This is a genomic window from Nocardiopsis sp. JB363, assembly GCF_900143625.1.
Classification (GTDB): domain Bacteria; phylum Actinomycetota; class Actinomycetes; order Streptosporangiales; family Streptosporangiaceae; genus Nocardiopsis.
Genome location: NZ_FRFF01000068.1, coordinates 1 through 20,423 on the forward strand (window position 1 = coordinate 1; position 20,423 = coordinate 20,423).

A 20,423-nucleotide genomic window follows, 5' to 3' on the forward strand; every position below is an offset into this window, starting at 1 on the left:
AGAAACCGGCAACCCTAGGAGCCTTGACCCTAGTGACGCTGACCCTGATTCCATTCCGTCCGTGGGTGCTCAGCCACAGGGGGGAGAAACCGCAGGTCAAGACGCGGACGGAGTGGAAAACGGGGGTTCAGCTCAGCAGGACCAGTGCCAGGACGTGCTCAAGGCCGGCGGGGACGCTGCGCGCCCGCCGAAACCACGCACTTCGGAGGAGTCCTCTGAGGAGACGGTGGAGTCGTTGCCGCCGACCCTGGCCGAGACGGTGGTCGACCGGCTGCTGGCCCGGACCGAACACCTGGGCGCCAAGCTGCTGGACGACCCGATCGCTGACCGGGCGCACCTGGTGGGCCTGGCAGCCCGCGCCATCAACAGCGGGCTGAGTGCCAGCGAGTTGTGGGCCATCACCTCGGTGGGCCTGCACAACGTGCACAAGCAGTGGGCGCTGACCGCTCGCCTGGCTGACCCTGCTGGGTTCGCCAAGATCCGCCAGGTCGACTTCGGCGGCACGCCCCTGGGCGGACCGACACCATCGGTCTGCGAGTTCCACCCCACTGCGGTCGCTGATGCCCAGGGCGGGTGTGCCGAGTGCTCCGAGATCGAGCGCCAGGCCGCGCTCGCCCGGGGCGAGACCGTTGAGTTCACGTGCGGTCAGGACGGTCTGTGGCGTGATCACACCGGGCGGGTGCTCAGCGAGACCGAGGAGTGGGAGGGCATGAGCCAGGCCCAGATCACCGAGGAGATGGCGGTCCGGGAGAAGATGCGCCGTGCTCTGGTCCCGGACAGCGCGGCCCACGCGCAAAAGGCCAGGGAGGCCCTGCGGCGTCTCAGGCGCCCGGACAGCGACGAAGAGGCCGCCCCGGGGGTTCCGGGTGCGGCTGGTGGCTCCTGAGCCTCTGGTGGCGTTCCTGGGGCACCCATCCCCCAGGTTTACGCTGTAAAGCTGGGGGGTGTGGTCGGGGGCTTCACTCGGACGGCGGCGTGGTTAGGTCCGGACGGGGGTCTGGCGCCGACGGACAGTACCCCGCGCACGTCCTGAGGGCGCCAGGGCCCCGCCCGGGTCGGGGGGTCCAGGGGGGTTGGCCCCCCTGGTACCACCAGACGCTCACCACGGAGCGACCTGGGCCACTGACAAGTCGTGCTCGCTGCCAGGGGGTGCACTCCTACAGGCTCAGTTCGGGCCCGGAGCGCTGGGCGGCCTCGCGCTGGGCACGCTCGGCGTACTCGCGCTGCTGGGCTTCGAGCTGCTGGCGGCGCAGGTCCGCGTCGAGCTGGGCGCGGTGTCGGCGCTCCAGGTCTTCTTCCTCGATCTCGCGGATGATGCGCTGCTGGTACTCGGCGGCGTCGCCCGCGCGGGTCATCTCCGCGACCTGGTCGGATCGGGAGGGCTCCGGCGGGGCGGTGGGGACCTGGACGCGGTCCTGGTGTGTTCGGGCCGGGCCGGGCGCGCAGGCCTGCAGGGCCTGGCGGGTGCGCACGTGGGCCAGCTCCCGCTCGTCCATGCCGCGCAGGTCCTGGCGGGTCAGTCCCTGGACCGGGCCGCGCTGTTCGAGGTGGGCCACCAGGGTCTCCCGGCGCTGGCGTTCGTGGTCGGCCTGGACCTGGAAGCGGTCAGCGACCAGAGCCTGAGCACGCACCTGCTGGGCCTGGGCCCGTAGCTGCTCGCGCTCGGCGGCGGCCCGCTCGACCTCCTCCCGCGCGGCGTCGCGCTGGGCCTGGGCTTCGGCGCGGGTGGTGCCCTCCAGCAACAGTCCCAGCCGGTTCTTGTCCGCGCGGGCCTCGGCCTCCTGGGCCCGCTGGATCAGCTCGGGCAGCGCCTGTTCCACCACCGCCTGGCGCTCGTTGAGCTGGGCGATCTGGGGGGCGGCCTGGCGGGTGGCGGGGCCGCGCCCGGCGTTGGCCTCCGCCAGGGTGAGCGGCTCCCACGGGGCCACCGACCGGGCGGCGTGCTCGGCCTCCTGGGCCCGCTGGGCCACGGCGCGCTCGCGTTCTTCGCGTACCTGGCGGCCGCCCGCCAACTCGTCGGAGACCATGCCCTCGGGGCTGTCGGTGAGGGTGTTGGCGTAGGCGGTCAGGGTGCGGTGCAGCGCCTCCTCCTGAGTGCGGGCCTGGCCCAGCTGGGTCCGCACGGTCTCGGGTTCCACACACGCGGGCAGGTACAGGTCCACCCGCTCGCGGGAGCGGCTCATAGCCGGGTAGAGGTCGTGGGCATCGGCCCCGAGCCCGTACACGTGCGCCCGGTCCACCGTCATGCCCTGCGCGCTGGCCACGGTGGTGGCGTAGCCGTGGGAGAGCGCTCCCCGGCTGAGCGCGTCGGGGTCGATCCACGCGCGTTCGGTGCGGCCCTGCTGGGACCACTCGATGTGGGCGCCGCGCCGCTGGTCGGCCTCCAGGACCAGGCCCCGGAACCCGTTCAGCACGTCCGGGCCCTGGCCGCGGCGGGAGCGGTAGTCGTTGGCGCGCACGCGCACCTGGTCCCCGGCCGCCAGCTCCAGGGTGCGGCCCCCCGCCAGACGGAAGGACACGTCCTTCTCGGCCAGGTGCCCGGCGGTGCGCGCGGCCGCGCGGATCCGCGTGTTGAGCGCCTCGACGTCGGCGTTGGTGGCCGCCAGCACCGCCAGGCGCTCGATCGCCTGGTGCGCATCGGTGTAGCGGGCCCGATCGGCGGCCCACGCGGCGGTGATCTGTTGGTGGGCGGCATCGGCGTCGGCGCCGGTGTGCACCATCCCGTTGGAGCCCCACAGCGCCAGCGCGGAGCGCCGGGCCCCCGCACGCCAGGCCTCCAGCGCTTTGCGGTCCACCTCCCCCTTCTGGCGGCGGTTCTCGGTCAACGTCTGGCCCTGGACGATCTCGTGCACCCGGGCGAAGGCTCCCCCGGCCCCCACGGCGCGGGCCTGCAGCGGGTCCCCGATCCCGACCAGCTTCGTCCTCGTGCGGGCGGCCTCGTCCACGATCGCGGCCAGGGCGCGGTCGTCGATCGTGGCGGCCTCGTCCAGGACCAGCACGTGCACACCCTGAAGGCCGGGCCCGTCCTCGATCCTGCGCAGGAGCGAGGCGACGGTGCCCGAGTCGATGCCGGCCTCCGCCCGCAGACCCGCGGCGGCCACGGCCGCGTTGGCCGCGCCCTCGACCCGGTAGCCGGCCGACTCCCAGATCGCGCGCGCCGCCGACATGATCGTGGTCTTTCCGGCCCCGGCCACGCCCACGACGGTGTCGATGCCGTGGGGGACGAAGGTGAGCCGGTGCACGACCTTGCGCTGCTCGGCCGAGAGGCGAAAGCCCTTCTTCTTCTCCCAGGCACGCCGCGACCGGATGATGGTCTTCAGGTGCACATGGGCAGAGAAGTCGTGTCGGCGCCGCCGGACCGAGACGGTGATCCTCTCCTCGGCGGCCACGATGTCGGCGCTGGTGTAGCGGTCGGCGTGGCTCATGTGGGCGGGCCCGGCCTCGGACAGCGCCACGGCCTGTTCGTGGTCCAGGACGTGATCGGTCAGCGCCTCCAGGGCGGCCGCGTCAGGCAGGCCGCCCTGAAGGGCCCCGGCCACATGCGCCATCACCTTGGCCCGGGTCACGGTCTTGGTGTGGGCGGTCACCCCCCTCTCGGGGTCCCACACGGCCGCGACCAGCGCTTCCAGGTTCGGCGGCCCCTGGTCCGGGCCGCCCGGGGTCCGCCCCGGGGCGGGCGGGCCGGGGTCGCGCCCCAGCGCGTTGGCCACGACCTGGCCGGGGTCGTGCCCGGCGGCCAGGGCCCGCTCGTGCCAGGAGGCACGCTCGGAGGTCGGGGTGGAGGCGACCTTGGCGCGGGCGGTGACGCGGGCGGCCGTCCTGCCCTGCGCCGGGGTGGCGTGCTCCCCGGCGGTGGCCAGGACCTGGGCCTGGCGGCGCGAGAACGTGGTCTTCAAGGACGCGGGGACACCGACCACGTCCCACCGGCCGGTGGCGGGGTCGCGCTCGAACCGCACCCCCAGCTCCCGGGTGAGTTTCTCGCGTTCCAGGGCCCGGTACAGCTCCCCGACCGCGGGGACGTGGCGCATCAGGTCCCGGCCCCCGGCCGCGATGGTGCGCCACGTCCCATCGGAGCCGCGGGCCATGTTGGCCAGCAGCACGTGGGTGTGCAGGTGCGGGTCCCCCGGCTGCCCGTCCACGGGGCGGGCGGTGCGGTGCACCGTCATGGTCCCCACCAGCCCGGAGGTGTCCACGCGCTTCGCGCTCTGGCCGTCGCCGTGGTGCCCGGCCATGGCGTAGCCCACCCACCCTTCCAGGGCGGACACGGCCTCGCGCACCGCCTGAAGGTGGATCTCCTCCATCCGCGCGGCCACCTCCTGCGGGGCCAAGCCCTGCAGCACGGAGATGCCCTTGGGCCGGTCGAAGGTCACGTCGTAGCCCATGACCCCGGTGCGCACCCGCGCCTCGCGCTGGTCCCACGCCTTCTTCCAGACGGGGCGGCCGTAGACGCGGCGGGGGTCGATCCCGGCCGCGGCCGCCACCCGCGACAGGTCCGCCACCGGCGCGCGGTGGTGCTCCCCGTCGCGCTTGAGCCCCCGCTCCAGGCGGCCCACCCGCTTGATCGACCACGGGTCAGCGGCCACCAGGCCCTCGACGGACACGCCGCGGGTGGCGGCCGCGGTCTCCAGCGCGGCCACGAACGGGGCCGCGGGGAGCTGGGCTTCGGGCGCCACGGCCAGCTTCGGCTTCACGAGCTGGTCCTGGCCGCCGGGGTCGCGTCCGGCCAGCAGCCGCCGCATTCCCTCGACGTCCTCACCCGACTCCAGGACGCTCCCGGCTGTGAGGCCGAACTCCGACCACCCGGCCCCGATGCGCTCGATCGGGCGGGCGCCCCCGTCGAGCCGGTAGGAAACGGCGACGTTCTCGGCGCTGACCCGGTCGGCCCCGCACTCCTGCACCAGGCGGTAATCGCCCTGGTCGGGGTCATGGATCGGGGTCGCCATCGCCATGTGGCGACCCCTTCCTACCGGCCCCAGCCGGGGTTGTTCGGCCCCGCAGGGGCCTTGTATCTCGTCAGAGATACCTGCGTACTCATCTTTTGCTGATGCTGTTGGCTGAGGACTCTATCGGTAGGGGGTTTGGTCCGTTGGTACTGGGATCGGTGAGTCGAATGTCAGTGCCTTGGCCTGGGCATTCTGGTGATCCTGCATAGGGGAATAGTAGAGGTGGGAAAGCGAATGTCGGGGCAACCTCCGAAAATCTCCTCGCTCGGCGTCTGGGCTCGACAGACTGGCCCTATGCACCAGCACGACGAAGAGCACCAGGAGGCTGCCGGTTCGCAGCGGCGCGGCCGCGGCGGCCGTGAATCCGCGATCCGGGGCGTGCTCGGGCGCGACTACCCGGCCGGACCTGCACACTGGGGGCCACGGCCAGCCCCGCGCCCCGCCGAACCGGTCGACGTGGCTGGTGGCTCACTCCCCCGGTGGCTCCCGCCGACCTGATGAACGAGAGGATGCGATGGCACAGCGCAGGGGCGGCCTGGGCCCGATGGGCGGGCAGTGGGTCGCTGCAGCGGCCGCGACCCACGTGCACGACGCGGAGCTGGTCGACGAACACCGCCTCGCGGTCCCGGCCGGAACCCCCGCGCTCCTCTCCCGGGAGGAAGCAGACGACGTCCTGGAGGTGCTGGACGCGGTCACCGCCACCGCCCCGGCCGGGCCGGAACGGACCCGTGTGGAGGAACTCTCCCTCCTGCTGCGCCAGCGGCTTCGGGAGGCCGGCGCCTGACAATCGCGGAACCGGCCCCGGCGGGTCGGGCGCCTCCGTAGGCTCGACCTCGACCCCGGCCCGGATGGTGAAGGAGACCCGCGTGAGCGCCGAAGAACAGCCCGACTGGAAGTCCCCCACGTGGCTGCCCACGATGACCGAGCACCTGGAAGGGATGCTCCAGGCCTCGCGCGAGCAGCTCGACATGCTCGGCCCGGCCCTGGCCCAGCCCTACAAGCTCGATGACGCCACCGTGGACCGCATGAAGCGCGCCTTCCAGATCCAGCTCGATGACCTGTGGCTGTGGGAGGAGCAGGCTCGCCGCTGGCGCGAGGGGCTGCACGGCGACCTCACCGATGCCCAGAAAGCCGGTGTGGAGAAGATGCAGGGTCTGGTGAAGCAGATCCGCGACGTCGACACCAAGGTCTTGGACGCGTCGGAGAAGATCTCCCAGGTCACCATCGACAAGCTGATGGCCAAGTCCGATGCCCAGGTGGGCCTGGAAGCGCTGACCGGCCGCCACGGCGGCCTGCCCAGGTAGCCGCCTCGGACACACGAAGGCCCCCGCCAGAACCTCTCAGGAAGGTTCTGGCGGGGGCCTTGTCATGGGCCTAGGAGTCCCGAAGTTCGGAACTTCCGGAGTTCCGGAGTACCGAACTCAGGGACTCCCGGAGTTCGGCCTCATCCACCCCGGTCAGCGCATCTCCGTGCTCCAGCAGCGTGGCCACTGCGACCCGGATCAGGGTGTTCTCCGTGATGCGCTCCCCACCACCACCAGCGGCCCGCTTACGGCGCTGGAGACTGCGTCGGAGTTCGGTGAGGCCGGAGGCCTGGTCCGGCCACAGCAGCGTCTCCTTGCGCTCCAGGGTGGACCACTTGGGCCCTTCCGGCTTCGGTGGCGCGGCCTTCTTCCGGCGCCGCGGGGCGGTGGCTGGAGTCTGGGACTCCGGGACTTCCGTACTACCGGACTTCGGTACTTTCGGACTTACAGACTTCGGAAGTCCCGGGATCGGGCGGTTCGCTCTGTCCTGGCTGCGCAGGGCGCGTGCGGGGGCCGGGGGAGGCGGTGCGGGAGTCACCGGTTCGGTGCTGTCTGCGTCCTCCGCGATCAGGTCGTCGAAGCTCTTACGGGTGCTCATGCGACACCACTCCCGATCCGCCCCAGGGCCCGCTGGAGTTCGGCGTTGACCCGGCTGATGTCCTCGCGCATGTTCGCGCCGTACCGGGCGCGCCACTGGTACACCGTCTTGCCCGCGTCCAGGGAGTCCGGGTAGCCGGTGTAGGAGCGCACGAAGGACCGGAAGTAGGGGACGCCGCGCTCCTCCAGCTCCCGGCGGGCCTTGAGTACGGCGTCCCCGCCGCTGCGGGGGTCAATCCGGTTGACCACGGCCGCGTAGGGCAGCCCGGCCTCTGCGATCAGTGCGGCGGTGCGCTGCGTCGGGGTTCGGGACGGGGGTTCGTTGACGAACGGCACCACGGCGAAGTGGGCGTTGTCCACGACCTGCTCCAGGACCTCCTGGCCCTCCAGGGAGCCGGGGGTGTCGACCAGGATCAGGTCGTAGCGGCGCAGCCGGGACAGCTGGGCCAACTTGGCCGGGTCCAGCTCGTGGGTGACATCGAACCCGGGGTCAGTCAGCTTCTCGGCTTCCTCGACCGTGGTCGCCTGCGGGTCGACGTCGACGACCAGGGCGCGCCCGGCCGAGTCGGCAACGGCTGCGGCCAAGGCCATGGTGAGGGTGCTTTTTCCGACCCCGCCCTTCTGGCTGCACACGGCGACGATCCAGGACGCCGCTCCGGTATCAGGCATGGCTTCTCCTCATCTGTTCCCCCCGGTTGTGGGTGTGTGAGGAGGCCAGACTACGGGTGGACCTTCGGAGTCCGGGAGTGCGGGAGTGCGGAACTTTCGGACTCCCGAAGTTCGGAAGCCCGAAAGTTCGGGAGTACGGCGAACGCTGTGTAGGGCGGGACGCGGTGCTGTAGAACGGGAGCGCTTCGCCTACCCCGAGAAGAGAGGCCCCTCATGGTTAAGAAGTTGAAGTGGTTCAAGGTCGGCAATGGTGAGACCACCATCAAGGGGTCGGTCGATGGGCTGCGGCTCTTCCGGGCCTACATGGGGATCGAGGAGGATTACTACAGGATTTAGCGCAACGAAGCGTTGCTAAGAGCGCTGTCGGGCGCGTCGCCCGGCCTCCGCGTCCCGGGACGGGGTGCCCTTGGGGGCCAGTCGGAGCCAGCGCCGTTCCGCCCCCTGGCGGGTGATGCCCAGGGCTCGGCCCAGTGCGGTCCAGGAGGACGCCTTGCGCCCGGCGTCCAGGGCCGCGTACTCGGCCATGTCCAGATCCGCGCGCATGTGCTGAATCACGGTGAGTGCGTCCAGGCGCGCCTCTTCAGGTGTCTGGGGGTCGCGTGCGATTCCCAGGAGCGCCACGGGCGTGAGCACCCCTGCGTGGTGGTTCTGGAGACGCTTCTCGGCGGCAGCCATGTCCTCGCGGGTCGGGGGTGTTCTCCCGAACGCACGGCAACAGGACAAGTAACCGGTGAGTAACTACGACGGGACCTAGGGGTGTCGGTAAGGAGCGTGTCACCAGGTGCCAAGTAACCCGCGAGTAACTTACGTGTTCGCCGGACAACCAGCCACCTAGTGCACGCCCGGTTCTGACTTCCGATAAGTCAACCTTCTCGGAAGTCAGACCCCCTTGCGAGACGCATCGTCTCGCAAAGAGGGCGCAAGAAAGCCCCCGCAACGGATGGTTGCGGGGGCTCGGTTCAGTAGGTGCGTGGCCGGGCGATCCCGGCCCGGTAGGTTGCTGGCAACCTGAACCTGAGTCCGAACCCAGCAATCCCCCGCAACCATCCGTTGCCAGGAAACTCCTTCGGTCAGAGCGGGGGGTCAGTGCTGCCGGTCAGCGTAGAGGGCCAGGGGGTTAGCGTTCCGCCGCGGCCTCTTCCGGTTCCGTCGTTCCTCGGCGGCCAGGGCCGCCTGCTCCCGCGCCTGCTCCAGGGTCAGGTTCGGTTTCGGCGGGGGCGGGGACGCGGGGATCCCGGCCTGCTGGGCCTGCCCGTACTCCGACCAGGTGCAGCACTGGTGAGGAGCGCAGGGCCCGGCCCCCTGGGTGCGCGGCCAGACCTGCTGCAGCCGGGGTTGCCACGGGAAGCTGCGGGGCAGCACCCGGTGCAGGCCGGTGACGGCGCTCAGCGGGGTGCGCCAGGACCGGTCGTGGTCGGTGTCCTCGTGGTCGTGCCGGTGCAGCCACAGGTGGCGCACCCCGACGTCTTCCAGCAGCCCCACCACGGTGGTGCCGTCGACGGTGTCGACCTCGACCTCCTGGCGCAGGGCCAGGTAGCCGTCGTCCATCAGGGCCAGGGCGTCGTCAGGGGTCATGGGGGTGTGCCTCCTCTTTCAGAACAGGGCGGGCTGGTCGGCCTCGGCCGCCAGCCGTTCGGAAACCGCGGTGACGGCCAGGTGCGGCCGGTCGGCAAGCCAGACGTGGGCGTGGTCCAGGTGGGCTTCGCACAGCTCGTAGACGTGGTCCCGGTCGGGTGCCTTGTAACGCAGACGGGCGGCCGGGTCCCGGTCGCAGTCGAGATTGGCGCAGCTCACGCGGTGGTTCTCCTCTCTGAGGGACCGGGCGGGCCCCGCTCACCAGCACCGCAGGCAGGGCTGGTGAGCAGAGGCAGGGCCCGGGGCTCTACTGGTCGTCGCTGGCGATGACGAGCGCGGAGGCCCACAGGGCCAGGTGATGCAGGGCCTGGTCTGCGTGCGCGGCCCCGCCCGCCTGGCGGAACCCGCTGCTGCCGGTGTGGTCCATCCACCACCGGACGGGCCAGCGGCGGTCGATCAGAGCGTGGGTGGCGGCCGACACGGCGACCCCGGCCACCACCCGGGAGGGCTGGAGCCGCAGCCCCAGGAACCGGTTCGCGATCAGGAGTCCGGCGGCCTGGGCGGCGTGGTAGCTGGCCACGTGTGCGGCCAGAGCCCGCCAGGAGGTGTCCTCGGAACACTCGGTGGCACGGTCCGCCACCCCGGCCTTGTGGGTGGCCTGGTGGTCGGTCTGGAACAGGTAGTCCCCGGCGTGGTGCATCGCGGTCAGGGTGGCGGCGACAGCGGAGAAGCGAGCGGCGGTGGTGGTGGTCATGTTTCCTCCCAGGGGGGGCGGTTAGAGGGCTTCCAGCAGGGGCCGGTGCGCGGGGTAGAGGCCGCCGTGCGAGGCCAGGAGGTCGGCCAGGTCCTGGACGTCGCCGTGCCAGGGCCACCACGCCGCGTCGGTGGCGTCGTCTGCGGCGGTGGCCGGCACCACCTCGGGCAGCTCGTAGAGCGCGGCCGTCGAACACACCCAGGCGTGATCGGTGGCCCGCCAGTCGTGCACGTAGCCGCGGGTCAGGATGCGCGGGCTGATGTGGGCCAGGTCCACGCCGGTCTCCTCGCGCAGCTCCCGGACCAGGGCGGTGGGGGCGTTTTCGCCGGGGTCGACCATCCCGCCGGGGATGGCCCACCGTCCGTTGTCGGAGCGGCGGATGAGCAGCACGCGCCGGTCGGTGCCGGTGCCCGCGATGACGATGGGGTCGGCGGCCGCGTTCTCACCCCAGGAACCGAGATTCCTCCCGCACCGGCCGGTGCGCCCGGTCGGGTTGAGCGGCCACCCGGCGGCGTCGAGCCGGTAGGGCACCAGCGCGGTCGACAGGCGCGTGTTCCAGTCGGTCACCTGGTTCGGGGTGGCGACGGGGTCGGTGATCCACCCGGCCGGGTCGGCTAGGCCCGGCTCGCGGAGTTCGGGCGGGGTGATGTCGAGGGGGCTGTACCCGGGCCAGGGGGTCGACCATGAGCGCAGCGCGGCGGGTACCGGCACGCCGGGGTGGTCGACGGGGGCGTGCCTCACAGGGGTTGCGGTGGTCAGCAAGAGTCCTCCTTCGGGTTGTGGACACCCCTTCTCGGGGTGCCTGGCGTGGTGGACCGGGCGGTCACCCGGCCCCCTCCAGGAACTCGTTCTGGAGGGGGTCGGGCCATCGCTCGGGGCAACCAGCAGGGGTGGCCGCACCAGTGCGGCCACCCCTGAAAAATCACGTTGGGTAACGTCCACTCCGTCCAACGGGCGGGGTGGACGGATGGTGAATCGTCCACCGCATCCGTCCACCACCAAATCGCCTTCGTAGCAGGCGATCCGCGTGGTTTTCGGGGGTGAGTGGACGGAGTGGACGGATCAGTGGACGGATCGCTTTTTCGCAGGTAGCGGAGAGTGAGGGGGGCTTTCGGTTTTTCCGGTGGACGGAGTGGACGATTGCCCCTTCGATCACTCACAGTGCACGCCAGGCGGCCCGGTGGCCGGGCCCCTTGACGACCTTCCCGGCCGCCTTGTGTTGGCCCAGGGCGTTGCTGACCATCGACTTGGAGTAGCCGGTGATCTCTACCAACTGAGCGCTGGTCTTGGGGCCGGTGCGCAGGGCGTCCATGACCGCGTGCTGAGCGCCGATCCAGTCGTCGTTGTCCTCACCCTGCTCGTCTGCTTCCTCGCTGACGTCTTCGGGTTCGGAGACCTCAGTGGCCGGAAGCCCCCAGGGGGTCTGGGGCGGCAGCGCCAGCACCAGGTTCTCGTCGGACAGGTTCCAGACCGCGACCGGATCGGGGCCGCGCTCGCCGTCACGGATCAGCGCGAGCCCGGCCCGCTCCAGCTCCTGCGGGTTCCACCCGGCCGCGTTGGCGTCCTCACCCAGCACGGTGCGGGCCTCGGTGGGGGTGGACACCCGCAGGCTCACCCGGGCCCCGGTCATCTGACCGGCGATCGCGTTGTCGATGCCCCGCCCCTGACCGGTCATGGTCGGCTTCTGGGTGCACCACCACATGTGCATCTCCGCTTCGCCGCCCATCGCGGCCAGCGACTGCAGGTCCGACAGGATCGGGGTGTCCTTGCTCTCCTGCTTGATGACCTCGGCGCCCTCGTCGATGACGATCACCAGCCGCGGGTTCTTGGGGCTGGGCACCCAGGCCCGCCCCGTTTGGGAGATCTGTTCGTAGCGGCGGTCCATCTCCTTGCGCAGCTCGACCACCAGGTTGGAGATGTCACCGGGGGTGCAGGCGGTGCGGGCCACGTGCTTCCACCGGGCCGCCTCGACGCGTTTGGCGTCGATCAGGATCAACTTCGCGTTGGGGTCGGCCACGACCTTGGCCATGAGCACCCGCATCATCACCGTCTTGCCCGAGCGGGAGGCCCCGGCGATGAGCATGCGGTGGTAGACCTGCAGGTCCACCACCTGCCCCGTGGTCACGTCCACCCCCACACCCTCCTTGCCCGGGGCCCAGGTCATGTCCCGCTCCGGGGTGCGGGTGCGGATGCGCACCAGGGCCTGGTCGCCGCGCTCGCCCTGGACGATGTCCAACGCGGTGTCGGTGGGCACCCCCAACAGGGAGCGCACCGCGCCGGTCTTCTTCATCAGCGCACCGGGGGTGATGCGCGCCGAACAGGTCACCACCACCGACAGGCCGGTCTCGGCCAGCGTCGGGTCACCCGGGGCGGTGCCTTCCAGCCCGCGCCGGGCAGCCAGCGTCTTCCACTTCGCCAACCTGGCCAGGATCTGGTTCTCGGCGTCGGTGGCGCCCACGACCGTGGCCGCCACAGCCGCGCCCACGGTGGCCTCAGCGGAAGCTTCGGCCAACTGGCGGGCCCGAGCCTCCACCTTGGAGGGGGCCGGGGTGGTCTCGGTGGCGGTGGTCGTGACCTCCGCGCGAGCCATGGCCCGCCCCTGCAGGGCCAGCCATCCCCAGGCGGTGGGCCAGGCCAGCAGCCCGACCCAGATACCGGAGGCGGCCAGCAGCACGGGGCCGACGATGACCGCGGCCGGGACCACGCACCGGCCCGTCAGGCGTGCGGTGCGGGCCCGCAGCACCCGGGCGTCGACCTCCAGTTCGCTGACCTCGCGGCGCTGCAACCTCTTGAGCTTCTTGTTGGCCTTGGCGGTGTCCTCGGGCTTGATGGAGCGGCGCACCGCCTTCTCCGCGTCCGCGATCTTGGTGTCCAACTCGTCCTCGGCCGCGTCCAGCATCTGCTGGCGCAGGGCGGGGTCCATGACGTAGTCCATGGCCACCTCCCACCTGCGGTTCCACGCCAGTAGGGCGTAGGTGTTCGCGGCCTCCAGCGAGGCCCGCAGCCGGTCGGTGATCTGGGCCCGGTCGGCCCGCAAGGGGGTCAGGGAGGTGTCGTCCTCGGCGGCGTCCATGACCCGCCCGGCCACCGGCCCCGAATCCTGGTCCTCTGCCTGCCAGACCAGGCCGGTGGGCACGTCGGCGGGGTCATCCGGGACGGGGTGCAGGTGCCGGGGCGGGGTGCTGGTGGTCTCATGCATGGTGCAGCTCCTGTTCGCGCGGGTGGAAAGAGTGAGGGGCCGCCCTGCCTGGGGCGGCCCCGCTGCGGTGGTGGGGTGGGAGAGCGATGGCGAGTCAGGATCCGATCGTTCCGCCGACGGCTGTGGCCACGGCTCCGGCGCCCCAGCTGTGGATCATGTCGATGAACTGGGGCAGCCAGCCGTTGCCGGCGCCGTGCGCGGCGATCGGGGTGAGCACGAGCGCGGTGATCGCGACCGGGTTGTACTTGTGGTCCTTGTACAAATCGAACCCGGTGACGATGGCGCCGCCGATGCACAGCACCCCGTAGACCACGGAGACGGGCAGCGGTTCACCCACCAGGCCGCCCACCCAGGAGGCGAGCGGTCCGATCGGCCAGTTGTTGAGCCAGCCCAGAATGGTGACCGAGGCCGGGGACCGGTAGAGCAGCATCGACCCGGCCAGCCCGACCAGCAGGGGCACCATGCCGCCCCAGAACCTCATCTGCATCTTCTTGTCGAGCCAGTAGGCGCCGCCGAACATGACGACGGCCAGGAAGAAGAACAACGCGCAGTCCTTTCACAGGTGAGGGGCCCGCGCACAGTGCGCGGGCCCCATCTGAACGGGTGGAGGGGTAGGTCAGCGGCGCGAGCGCTTGCTCAGGTAGAGCAGGGCGCCGATGGCGGCCAGGGCGATGAGGATGACCGCGATGATCGTGAGCTCGCTGGCGCCGAACAGCGCGGCCAGGGCGACGGTCAGGGCGGATCCGGCGCTGATGGCCAGGACCGGGGTGGAGAGGGGCTTCGTGGACATGGGCTCACTCCTTCTCGGGGCGGGTGGTGCGGGCCAGGTGAAGAGCACCCCAGGTCAGGGCGGTGCACAGCAGGGACAGGGACAGTCCGGTCAGCGCGGTGGCCAACGTCAGCACGCCCATCAGGTGCTCACCTGCTCGGGCGGCACGGGCGCGGGGGCCAGGGCCAGCAGCTCCTCCAGGCGCTCCTGGTAGGGCGTGAGCCCGCCCATCAGCTCGCTGGCCCGCAGGATGCGCTGGCGGTAGATCTCGACCATGCGCTCCAGATGGCGGACGTAGTCGGCGCCGCCTTCGGCCTTGCGCTGGCGGTCCGCTTCGGCCAGCAGGCTCAGACGGACCGCGTAGACGTGGCGCCAGGCCGCCTCCAGCACCTCGGAGACGTCCGCCCCCGACAGGGCTTCCTCGACCGTGAGCGGACCTCCCAGGGCTAGGGCGGCCCGGGCCTGATCGGTACGGTCCCGCTCAGCAACCAACTCGGCCTCCAGGCGGGCGATCGCCTCCCGCGCCTCGGCCAGTTCGACCTCGGCGTCGTGGTGCGCGGCCGCCGAGGCGACCTGCGCCTGGGCGATGGAGCGCCGGTCGCGGTCGTAGAAGGCGATGACGGTGTCGCACTCGGCGTGCAGGCGGCTCTGGAGCCACTCGAAGAAAGCCATCAGGCGTTCACCGCCCCGGAGGTGCGGGTGCCGATGGGGGCCAGGAGCAGCGCGGCGGCCGCGATGATCCCGGCCAGAACCCCGGCGTGGATGTCGGGGTAGCTGGCGATGCCGACGACCACCAGGGTGGCGGCCGCGGCGAGCAGGAGCAGGTCGAACAGCAGGCGGAACATGGTGTCTCTCCTCCAGGGGGCGTGGCCGGGCAGCGTCGGCTGACCCGGGTTCGGTGTTGTTGTGCAGGTGGTGGGTCGCTCGCAGGTCGGCTCGCAGGCGTGTTCGCCGTGCGTCACCGGGTGCGTCACGACACCGGAGTGGTGCGCAGAACCCCTGCAACGCACCGTTGCAGGGGTTCTGCGCACCCGCCGGGGCGGGTGGTCGGCCCCACGTGTTCGTGGGGCCGGGAGGAACGGGTTACTGCTCGGGCCAGACGTTCTTGCCTTCCTTGGCCAGGGCCTTGCGGTGGTCGCGCACCGTGGTGCGGCCCAGCTCCAGCAGCTCGGCCAGCTCGTTGGTCGAGATGGTGCGGCCGTGCTCTTCGATGGCCTCCAGGACCCGCTGGCGGGTCACCTGTCCGGCCGCGCGGCGGGCTTCGTGGTGCGCCGGGCGACGGCCAGTTCCGCCAATTCCGCCAGTGCCGTTGCCGCCCTCGGCACGGGCCTGCGGAGCGGTGCGTCCGCCCAGGTCAACGCCAATTCCGCCAATCCCGCGCTGGGCCTCGCTCAGGGCCGCACCGAACCCGGCCGGAACCGCTTCGGCGGCGCCGTTGGCGGCGGGTGCGGCCGAGATCTGGGAGCGGTCGCGGTGCACCTCGGTGACCTCCGTGGTCACCCCCGGCAGCTCCGGGAGGAACTGCGCCAGGACCTGGATGGGCAGGCGGCCGCCGACCTGCGCGGCCAGGTCGTAGCGGGCCTTGAGCCGCTCGGCCTCAGCACGGTCGGTGGCCATGTCCACCGTGTTCTCCGCCTCGATCCGGGCCCGCTCCCGCTCAGCCTCGGCATCGGCCTTGGCCTTGGCGAAAGCGGCCTCGCGCTTGAGGTCAGCGATGGTGCGGCGCTGGTCCACGGTCAGGGCCGCGTCGTCGGCCCCGGCCTCAGCGGCCGCCGCGGCCTGGGCAGCGGCCTCGGCCAGGGCGGCCTTCTCCGCTTCCTCCTTCTCGGCCTGGGCCCGCTGGGCGGCTCGGCGGGCCAGAACGGCCTCGGCCGCCGTGCGGGCCTGCAGGGCCAGGTGCCACAGGAACTTCGCGGCCAGGGGCACGGCGGCGAAGAAGAGCTGTTCGCTGCCCCAGTAGTGCCAGCCCAGCAGGAGGGAGGCGGCCCCGGCCGCGATCCATCCGCCGATGCTGGCCTGGGTGCGTACCGAGGGCATGAACCAGCCGATGAGCACGGTGGACACGATCAGCACGTCGGCGAACACCCCGGTCGCCAGCCCGGCGGCGCTCATCTCACCCTCGGGGCCGGCCGTGATCTCAGCGACCGTGGTGGCTACCCACACCAGCGACAACAGGGAGGGCAGCGCGGCGGCGGCGACCATGATGCGGGTCGGGGTCAGCCAGGGCCAGGACGCCACCGGCCCGGAGGAGGCCGGCACCGCAGACGGCGCCGTGGCGGGCTCGGGCCGCACCTGCTCCTCCTGGCGGTCGTGCTCGGAGGCGGGCTCGGGGGCCTCGCGGGGGACCGGCTCCGCCACCGGCGCGGGCTCGGAGATGGGGGTGGGGGGCTGCTCGACGGGAGCAACCGGGGTGACGGGTTCGGGTTCGGTCTTCGTCCAGGGCCAGCGCATGGTTCGGGTCCTCTCGGTGGTGGGGTAGACAAGTAGGAGAGGCACCTGCCGAGCTCATTTCGGCAGGTGCCTCGCTGTGTGCGGGGGGCGGGCTCAGGCGTAGCCGTGGATGACCATCCAGGCGATGCCGAGCAGGGTCAGGGGCAGCAGCACGGCCAGGGAGAACCCGGCAAAAGCCTGTCCGGAGTCCATGGGGGTGGTCCTTTCGTTCAGTTGCCCGAGATCTCGCGGGCGGTCCGGCATGGCTTCCCGGCCTTGCAGGCCGAGCAGGTGGCGGCGTGGAACTCGGCTTCGGTCACTTCGTCGCTCCGCAGTGGCAGTAGTAGGAGGCGCGCAGCGCGTCCCACTCCATGGCCGTTCCGCAGTGGTAGTAGGTGACCCAGACCCGGGCCAGCCTGCGCAGAGCGCTCATGCCGCGACCCCCTCTGCGGGTATCCAGGACGCCACCCGGGCGTGCGCCTGGCGCTCGATCAGGTCGACGTAGCGGCCGGTGCGCTCGGCCAGCTCCTCCACACCGGCCCGCACCCCGCCCGGGTGCTCGGCCAGCAGCGCGTCGGTGATGTCGGCGGCCGCCTGGTGGCGGGCGGACCGCTCGGTGGCGGTTTCGCCGCTCAGGTGCGTCGCGTACAGCTCGGGCACCCCGGCCGTGGCGGCCAACAGGTGTTCCAGGGCGGACAGGTCGGGGTCGGTCGGGCGGGTCCGTGTGAGTGTGCTCAACGTCGTTCTCCTCAGTCACGCTGGCTGGCGGGCGGTGGGTTGGTGCGGGTCAGGGCCGGTAGACGCCGCGCTGGAGCTCGAAGTCGATCTCGTCGTTGATCCGGTCGACCTCCCGGAGATAGAACGGGTTGCGCTTGGTGTAGCCGCGACGCTCGCACTCGACCTCCATCGCAGCCATCTCCTCGCGCAGCTTGGCCACCCGCTCCTGGGTGCGCGCCTCCACCTCCCGGGTGGTGCTGTTGGGCAGCGGGCTGTCCAGCCAGTCCTTGAAGCGCTTGAGGTGTCCCATCAGGTGCCTTCCTTCTCTGTTGATGTGCATGTGCCTGGTCAGGCAGCGAGGGCGTAGACGGCGTAGAGGGTGCGGAGCTTGCGTGCCCGGGGGTGACGGCTGGCCCGCAGCACGTTCGCGACCCCGGTGTAGATGGCGCGGCGGGTGGTCCACCGGGCCACCATCCGGTCGATGGCCTCGCGGGTGGCGCTGGTGATGTTCGCGATGGCGGCCCAGGCGCGGATGCGCAGCTGCTCGTCCTCGTCCTGCTCCTCGGCGCTGTCGTCGTCCTGGCCGCGGGTCTCGGGGGTGTCGGTGACCAGCCCGGAGGAGTCCTCGGCGTAGATCGTGACGGTCTTGTCGTAGACCGCTTCGGGGTTGGCCGGCGCGAGGGCGGCTCCGCTGTGGCCCCACATGATCTGGTCGACGGGGCGGCGGGTGATGTCGGCGATCGCGGTCGCGATCTCCCAGTCGTCCTGGGTGGTGCCGCCGTGGGTGGCGACGCGAACGACATCGACGCGGGTAGCGCCGGTGATCTCCATGACCTGGGCGAGCATCGACTGCTTCGACGACATCTGCGCTCCTCCTCTGCTGGTGGTGGGCAGGGATCACCCCTGCTCACCGGAGTCCCGGGGACTTTCCCTAGTCCCCTTGGGAAAGTCGCAAGATGACTGTAAGCTCGCCCCAGTCGCTTCGTCAACCGTTTCCCTAGGGATCTAGGGAAATCGATCGGGGCGACTTTCACTAGCCCCCTGGGGAATGAGAGGATGTCGGCATGCCGATCAACCCGAACGACAGTCGATCGCCTGTGCAGCAGGTGACCGATGACCTGCGGGCACGCATCGAGCACGGGGAGCTGGCACCAGGCTCAAAGCTGCCGGTTACCCACGAGCTGGTGGCGTCCTACGGCGTGTCGTCAGAGACTCTGCGACACGCCATCGGACGTCTTAAGGCCGCGGGCCTGCTGGAGACCAAGCGCGGTGTAGGAACGTTCGTGCGGAAGCGCCCTCCTATGCAGTGGCTCGCCGCTGAGCGGTACTCGCGCTCCAAGCGGGCTGCCGGGAAGGTCGCCTTCATCGCAGACCGGGAGGCGTCAGGCCGGACTTGGAACCGGGACGACCAGACGCAGAAGGTCCGGGAGTGCGAGGCCACCGAGGAGGTCGCCAACGCACTCCAGATCAGCGTTGGGGATCCCGTCATCGAGCGCGCTCGACTGGTTGTGTACCGGGGGGAGCCCACGCAAAGGCTTACAAGCTGGTACCGCCTGGATGACGTGCGCGACACGCCTATCGCAGACCCGGAGCCCGGCCCGGCCGGGACAGGTGGCGGATTCTCGGTACTGGATGAGCTGGGCATCGGGCCCGATGAGATCGAGGAACAGATCTCAGCCCGGATGCCCACGGCAGAGGAGGAGCAGGCACTCCACATCCCGGTGGGAGAGCCGGTTTTCGACCTCCGTCGTACCGCCTTCACCTCGACAGGTCGCCCTGTCGAGTACGCGCGGGGAACCTACCGAGCAGGCCACTTCACCTGGCGCTACCGCTTCACCGTGCCGGACTAACAAGGGGGAGAAGATGATCGAAAGAACGGCCAGAAACCGTCTGACCGCACGCGACCAGCGCGGGTTCTACGCAGACCTGGAAGACGCGGGGGTCAGCCCCGACGTCGATACGAAGATCCGGAAGTCCGAGCTCTCTGGGCCTATCACTGAGCGGCTGGGGGTCCCTCATGGAACCGAGATCGTGGTGCGATCCCGGCGCATGAGCGGAGATGGCCGACTCCTCCAAACTGCGGTGACGTACCTGCACCCGGATGTCGTGGCGCAGGTGCCCCAGCTCGGTGAGCTGAACACCGGCCCCGGCGGAATGTACGCGCGCATGGAAGAGGCCGGCCACAAGTTGAGCCAGCAGGACCACGTGTCCGCCAAAGTGCCCGACCCGGATCAGCAGGAGACATTCGGTATCAGTGGGGACGTTGCTCTCGTGGTGATCGAACGAGTGACCCGAGGCGACAACGACAAGGTCCTGGAGGTCACGCACATTGCGGCACCCTCAGACCGCCAGGTATTCACATACGACGTATAGACGCAAAGGCCCGGGGGAACTTGCTTGCCTTCCGGGCCTCCCTTGTGGACACCTGTCCGGGACGGCGTTGCGCGAGGTCGGACGGACGGGTGCGACTACAGACGGCCACCGGTTTGAGAAACCGGTGGCCGCGTAGGACACATCAGGGGCCCCGGACAACGAACTGTCCGAGGCCCCTGCCTGGCTAGAGTGGCCAGGAAGTACAAGGGGCGGGGAGAGATCCCCGCCCCAAAAAAGAAAGAAGGCCAGGAGTTGGCGCTCCTGACCTTCTCGGAAGTCAACTGGTGTTCATCCCACCTATAGACCTCGATCGCTGTGACCATCGTACCCAATGAGTGCGACAGGTCGAAGAGGTAGGTGGGGGGACGCCTGGAAAGGCGAACGTGTCCTCGAACACCCCGCCCTCGGGCCAGCCTCGTGCTCGCACGAGGGCCAAGTACGGAATCCGCTTCTCGCCCTACATGTGGGTACGCAAGGTGCCCCTGGCCACTCCCCAGCTCCATGTCGTGCTGGAGGCACTGGCCACCGCTGTAGACCCTGACGGGTGCTACTCCTGGCTGAGTCTCGGCTCCCTGGGCGAGCGCGCACGCGACTCCAGCGAGAGCGCTGTGCGGACCAGTGTGCGGACCATGGAGAAGGCCAAGGTGCTGCGCCGCATCACTGGCCAAGAGCGCTTCGCGATCCTGGACGCCCATGGCGTCCGCTACACGCGGGACAAGCCGCCTCTTCTGGTGGAGCTGCTCATCCCGGCCTCGGCCTACAGCGCTGAGGACCTCGCCAGGGTCAACCGGATGCGAGCGGACCGCGGCCGCGAGCCGATCACCCAGGAGAACCGCCCCGACATCACGACGGAGACAGTCGGGACCCGGGCAAAGCGTAAGGACGCTGGACAGGCGGCTCCTCAGCGACGCAAGAAGAAGGACCGCGCTGCCGACGAAGTAGCTCAGGAGCCACTTCCTCCCGTGCCGCACGAGCCACCGGACGAGCTGGACATGGACCTGCCCCTGGACGACACCTTCGACGACATCACCGAAGCCCCCGAGGAAGCAGGGTTCGAGGACTCTTCGGAGAGCCACCGGTTTGAGAAACCGGC

The 20,423-nt window shown here is 70.7% G+C and carries 24 protein-coding genes; 7 read left to right on the forward strand and 17 right to left on the reverse strand.

The window, feature by feature from the left end; all coding sequences use genetic code 11:
* Window positions 1-226 precede the first annotated feature (226 nt).
* Window positions 227-886 (forward strand): hypothetical protein, encoded by a 660-nt coding sequence (locus BQ8420_RS10425; RefSeq protein ID WP_087097808.1) that lies wholly within the window; start codon window positions 227-229, stop codon window positions 884-886.
* A gap of 271 nt (window positions 887-1,157) precedes the next feature.
* Here BQ8420_RS10425 and mobF read toward each other — a convergent pair whose 3' ends face one another.
* Window positions 1,158-4,949 carry a MobF family relaxase gene (gene mobF, locus BQ8420_RS10430; protein ID WP_087097810.1) on the reverse strand — a complete coding sequence of 1,264 codons (3,792 nt, stop codon included), beginning with the start codon at window positions 4,947-4,949 and terminating at the stop codon, window positions 1,158-1,160.
* A 508-nt stretch (window positions 4,950-5,457) separates the two neighbouring features.
* On the opposite strand from mobF, the gene BQ8420_RS10435 reads away from it, so the two are divergent.
* Window positions 5,458-5,727, forward strand: a complete 270-nt coding sequence (locus tag BQ8420_RS10435) for a hypothetical protein (RefSeq protein ID WP_087097811.1) — start codon at window positions 5,458-5,460, stop codon at window positions 5,725-5,727.
* Between the two features lie 82 nt (window positions 5,728-5,809).
* On the forward strand, window positions 5,810-6,247 hold the full coding sequence (locus BQ8420_RS10440; RefSeq protein WP_143847185.1) for a hypothetical protein: 438 nt from the start codon (window positions 5,810-5,812) through the stop codon (window positions 6,245-6,247).
* 70 nt (window positions 6,248-6,317) lie between these two features.
* On the opposite strand, the gene BQ8420_RS10445 is transcribed toward BQ8420_RS10440, so the two are convergent.
* Both BQ8420_RS10445 and BQ8420_RS10450 read right to left on the reverse strand, forming a co-directional pair.
* Window positions 6,318-6,845: a hypothetical protein gene (locus BQ8420_RS10445; RefSeq protein ID WP_087097813.1), complete on the reverse strand. Its 528-nt coding sequence runs from the start codon at window positions 6,843-6,845 to the stop codon at window positions 6,318-6,320.
* Entirely contained in the window at window positions 6,842-7,513 is a 672-nt protein-coding gene (locus BQ8420_RS10450; RefSeq protein ID WP_087097814.1) for a ParA family protein, read from the reverse strand. The genes BQ8420_RS10445 and BQ8420_RS10450 overlap by 4 nt, the downstream gene beginning before the upstream one ends.
* Before the next feature lie 213 nt (window positions 7,514-7,726).
* Here BQ8420_RS10450 and BQ8420_RS33005 point away from each other — a divergent pair, with 213 nt between their 5' ends.
* On the forward strand, window positions 7,727-7,849 hold the full coding sequence (locus BQ8420_RS33005) for a hypothetical protein (protein WP_255404862.1): 123 nt from the start codon (window positions 7,727-7,729) through the stop codon (window positions 7,847-7,849).
* A gap of 15 nt (window positions 7,850-7,864) precedes the next feature.
* Here BQ8420_RS33005 and BQ8420_RS10455 read toward each other — a convergent pair whose 3' ends face one another.
* The 14 genes from BQ8420_RS10455 to BQ8420_RS10510 form a co-directional block, all read right to left on the reverse strand.
* The gene (locus tag BQ8420_RS10455; protein WP_087097815.1) at window positions 7,865-8,188 is read right to left on the reverse strand and encodes a hypothetical protein; all 324 of its coding nucleotides are present in this window, start codon (window positions 8,186-8,188) and stop codon (window positions 7,865-7,867) included.
* Between the two features lie 408 nt (window positions 8,189-8,596).
* On the reverse strand, window positions 8,597-9,088 hold the full coding sequence (locus BQ8420_RS10460; protein ID WP_087097816.1) for a hypothetical protein: 492 nt from the start codon (window positions 9,086-9,088) through the stop codon (window positions 8,597-8,599).
* 18 nt (window positions 9,089-9,106) lie between these two features.
* Window positions 9,107-9,307, reverse strand: a complete 201-nt coding sequence (locus BQ8420_RS10465) for a hypothetical protein (RefSeq protein ID WP_087097817.1) — start codon at window positions 9,305-9,307, stop codon at window positions 9,107-9,109.
* A gap of 88 nt (window positions 9,308-9,395) precedes the next feature.
* Window positions 9,396-9,842: a hypothetical protein gene (locus BQ8420_RS10470; protein WP_087097818.1), complete on the reverse strand. Its 447-nt coding sequence runs from the start codon at window positions 9,840-9,842 to the stop codon at window positions 9,396-9,398.
* Window positions 9,843-9,863: 21 nt separating this feature from the next.
* Window positions 9,864-10,604, reverse strand: a complete 741-nt coding sequence (locus BQ8420_RS33205) for an NUDIX domain-containing protein (RefSeq protein ID WP_235006049.1) — start codon at window positions 10,602-10,604, stop codon at window positions 9,864-9,866.
* A 394-nt stretch (window positions 10,605-10,998) separates the two neighbouring features.
* Entirely contained in the window at window positions 10,999-13,041 is a 2,043-nt protein-coding gene (locus BQ8420_RS10480) for an FtsK/SpoIIIE domain-containing protein (RefSeq protein ID WP_087097822.1), read from the reverse strand.
* A gap of 94 nt (window positions 13,042-13,135) precedes the next feature.
* Window positions 13,136-13,585, reverse strand: coding sequence for a hypothetical protein (locus tag BQ8420_RS10485; RefSeq protein WP_087097824.1), 450 nt, complete (start codon window positions 13,583-13,585; stop codon window positions 13,136-13,138).
* Between the two features lie 72 nt (window positions 13,586-13,657).
* Window positions 13,658-13,831: a hypothetical protein gene (locus BQ8420_RS31855; protein WP_160049293.1), complete on the reverse strand. Its 174-nt coding sequence runs from the start codon at window positions 13,829-13,831 to the stop codon at window positions 13,658-13,660.
* Window positions 13,832-13,951: 120 nt separating this feature from the next.
* Window positions 13,952-14,482 (reverse strand): hypothetical protein, encoded by a 531-nt coding sequence (locus BQ8420_RS10490; RefSeq protein ID WP_087097826.1) that lies wholly within the window; start codon window positions 14,480-14,482, stop codon window positions 13,952-13,954.
* On the reverse strand, window positions 14,482-14,655 hold the full coding sequence (locus BQ8420_RS31860; protein ID WP_160049294.1) for a hypothetical protein: 174 nt from the start codon (window positions 14,653-14,655) through the stop codon (window positions 14,482-14,484). The genes BQ8420_RS10490 and BQ8420_RS31860 overlap by 1 nt, the downstream gene beginning before the upstream one ends.
* A 238-nt stretch (window positions 14,656-14,893) precedes the next feature.
* Entirely contained in the window at window positions 14,894-16,261 is a 1,368-nt protein-coding gene (locus tag BQ8420_RS10495) for a winged helix-turn-helix domain-containing protein (RefSeq protein WP_087097828.1), read from the reverse strand.
* A 408-nt stretch (window positions 16,262-16,669) separates the two neighbouring features.
* Window positions 16,670-16,978, reverse strand: coding sequence for a hypothetical protein (locus tag BQ8420_RS10500; RefSeq protein WP_087097830.1), 309 nt, complete (start codon window positions 16,976-16,978; stop codon window positions 16,670-16,672).
* Between the two features lie 49 nt (window positions 16,979-17,027).
* A complete protein-coding gene (locus BQ8420_RS10505) occupies window positions 17,028-17,267 on the reverse strand; it encodes a hypothetical protein (RefSeq protein ID WP_087097832.1) in 240 nt (79 codons plus the stop codon).
* A gap of 38 nt (window positions 17,268-17,305) precedes the next feature.
* Window positions 17,306-17,821 (reverse strand): hypothetical protein, encoded by a 516-nt coding sequence (locus BQ8420_RS10510; protein WP_087097834.1) that lies wholly within the window; start codon window positions 17,819-17,821, stop codon window positions 17,306-17,308.
* Window positions 17,822-18,021: 200 nt separating this feature from the next.
* On the opposite strand from BQ8420_RS10510, the gene BQ8420_RS10515 reads away from it, so the two are divergent.
* The 3 genes from BQ8420_RS10515 to BQ8420_RS10525 form a co-directional block, all read left to right on the forward strand.
* The gene (locus BQ8420_RS10515; RefSeq protein WP_087097836.1) at window positions 18,022-18,807 is read left to right on the forward strand and encodes a GntR family transcriptional regulator; all 786 of its coding nucleotides are present in this window, start codon (window positions 18,022-18,024) and stop codon (window positions 18,805-18,807) included.
* A 13-nt stretch (window positions 18,808-18,820) separates the two neighbouring features.
* Complete coding sequence (locus BQ8420_RS10520; protein ID WP_087097838.1) at window positions 18,821-19,330, forward strand: UTRA domain-containing protein; 510 nt, start codon at window positions 18,821-18,823, stop codon at window positions 19,328-19,330.
* Between the two features lie 383 nt (window positions 19,331-19,713).
* Window positions 19,714-20,423, forward strand: a 710-nt coding sequence (locus tag BQ8420_RS10525; protein WP_143847187.1) for a hypothetical protein, incomplete at its 3' end; no start/stop codon positions are given.

Coding starts and splice junctions, on each gene's coding strand:
- mobF (WP_087097810.1), bottom strand. CDS start 4,949: ATGGCGATGGCGACCCCGATCCATGACCCCGACCAGGGCGATTACCGC.
- BQ8420_RS10435 (WP_087097811.1), top strand. CDS start 5,458: ATGGCACAGCGCAGGGGCGGCCTGGGCCCGATGGGCGGGCAGTGGGTC.
- BQ8420_RS10445 (WP_087097813.1), bottom strand. CDS start 6,845: ATGAGCACCCGTAAGAGCTTCGACGACCTGATCGCGGAGGACGCAGAC.
- BQ8420_RS10450 (WP_087097814.1), bottom strand. CDS start 7,513: ATGCCTGATACCGGAGCGGCGTCCTGGATCGTCGCCGTGTGCAGCCAG.
- BQ8420_RS33005 (WP_255404862.1), top strand. CDS start 7,727: ATGGTTAAGAAGTTGAAGTGGTTCAAGGTCGGCAATGGTGAGACCACC.
- BQ8420_RS10455 (WP_087097815.1), bottom strand. CDS start 8,188: ATGGCTGCCGCCGAGAAGCGTCTCCAGAACCACCACGCAGGGGTGCTC.
- BQ8420_RS10460 (WP_087097816.1), bottom strand. CDS start 9,088: ATGACCCCTGACGACGCCCTGGCCCTGATGGACGACGGCTACCTGGCC.
- BQ8420_RS10470 (WP_087097818.1), bottom strand. CDS start 9,842: ATGACCACCACCACCGCCGCTCGCTTCTCCGCTGTCGCCGCCACCCTG.
- BQ8420_RS10480 (WP_087097822.1), bottom strand. CDS start 13,041: ATGCATGAGACCACCAGCACCCCGCCCCGGCACCTGCACCCCGTCCCG.
- BQ8420_RS31855 (WP_160049293.1), bottom strand. CDS start 13,831: ATGTCCACGAAGCCCCTCTCCACCCCGGTCCTGGCCATCAGCGCCGGA.
- BQ8420_RS10490 (WP_087097826.1), bottom strand. CDS start 14,482: ATGGCTTTCTTCGAGTGGCTCCAGAGCCGCCTGCACGCCGAGTGCGAC.
- BQ8420_RS31860 (WP_160049294.1), bottom strand. CDS start 14,655: ATGTTCCGCCTGCTGTTCGACCTGCTCCTGCTCGCCGCGGCCGCCACC.
- BQ8420_RS10495 (WP_087097828.1), bottom strand. CDS start 16,261: ATGCGCTGGCCCTGGACGAAGACCGAACCCGAACCCGTCACCCCGGTT.
- BQ8420_RS10505 (WP_087097832.1), bottom strand. CDS start 17,267: ATGGGACACCTCAAGCGCTTCAAGGACTGGCTGGACAGCCCGCTGCCC.
- BQ8420_RS10510 (WP_087097834.1), bottom strand. CDS start 17,821: ATGTCGTCGAAGCAGTCGATGCTCGCCCAGGTCATGGAGATCACCGGC.
- BQ8420_RS10515 (WP_087097836.1), top strand. CDS start 18,022: ATGCCGATCAACCCGAACGACAGTCGATCGCCTGTGCAGCAGGTGACC.
- BQ8420_RS10520 (WP_087097838.1), top strand. CDS start 18,821: ATGATCGAAAGAACGGCCAGAAACCGTCTGACCGCACGCGACCAGCGC.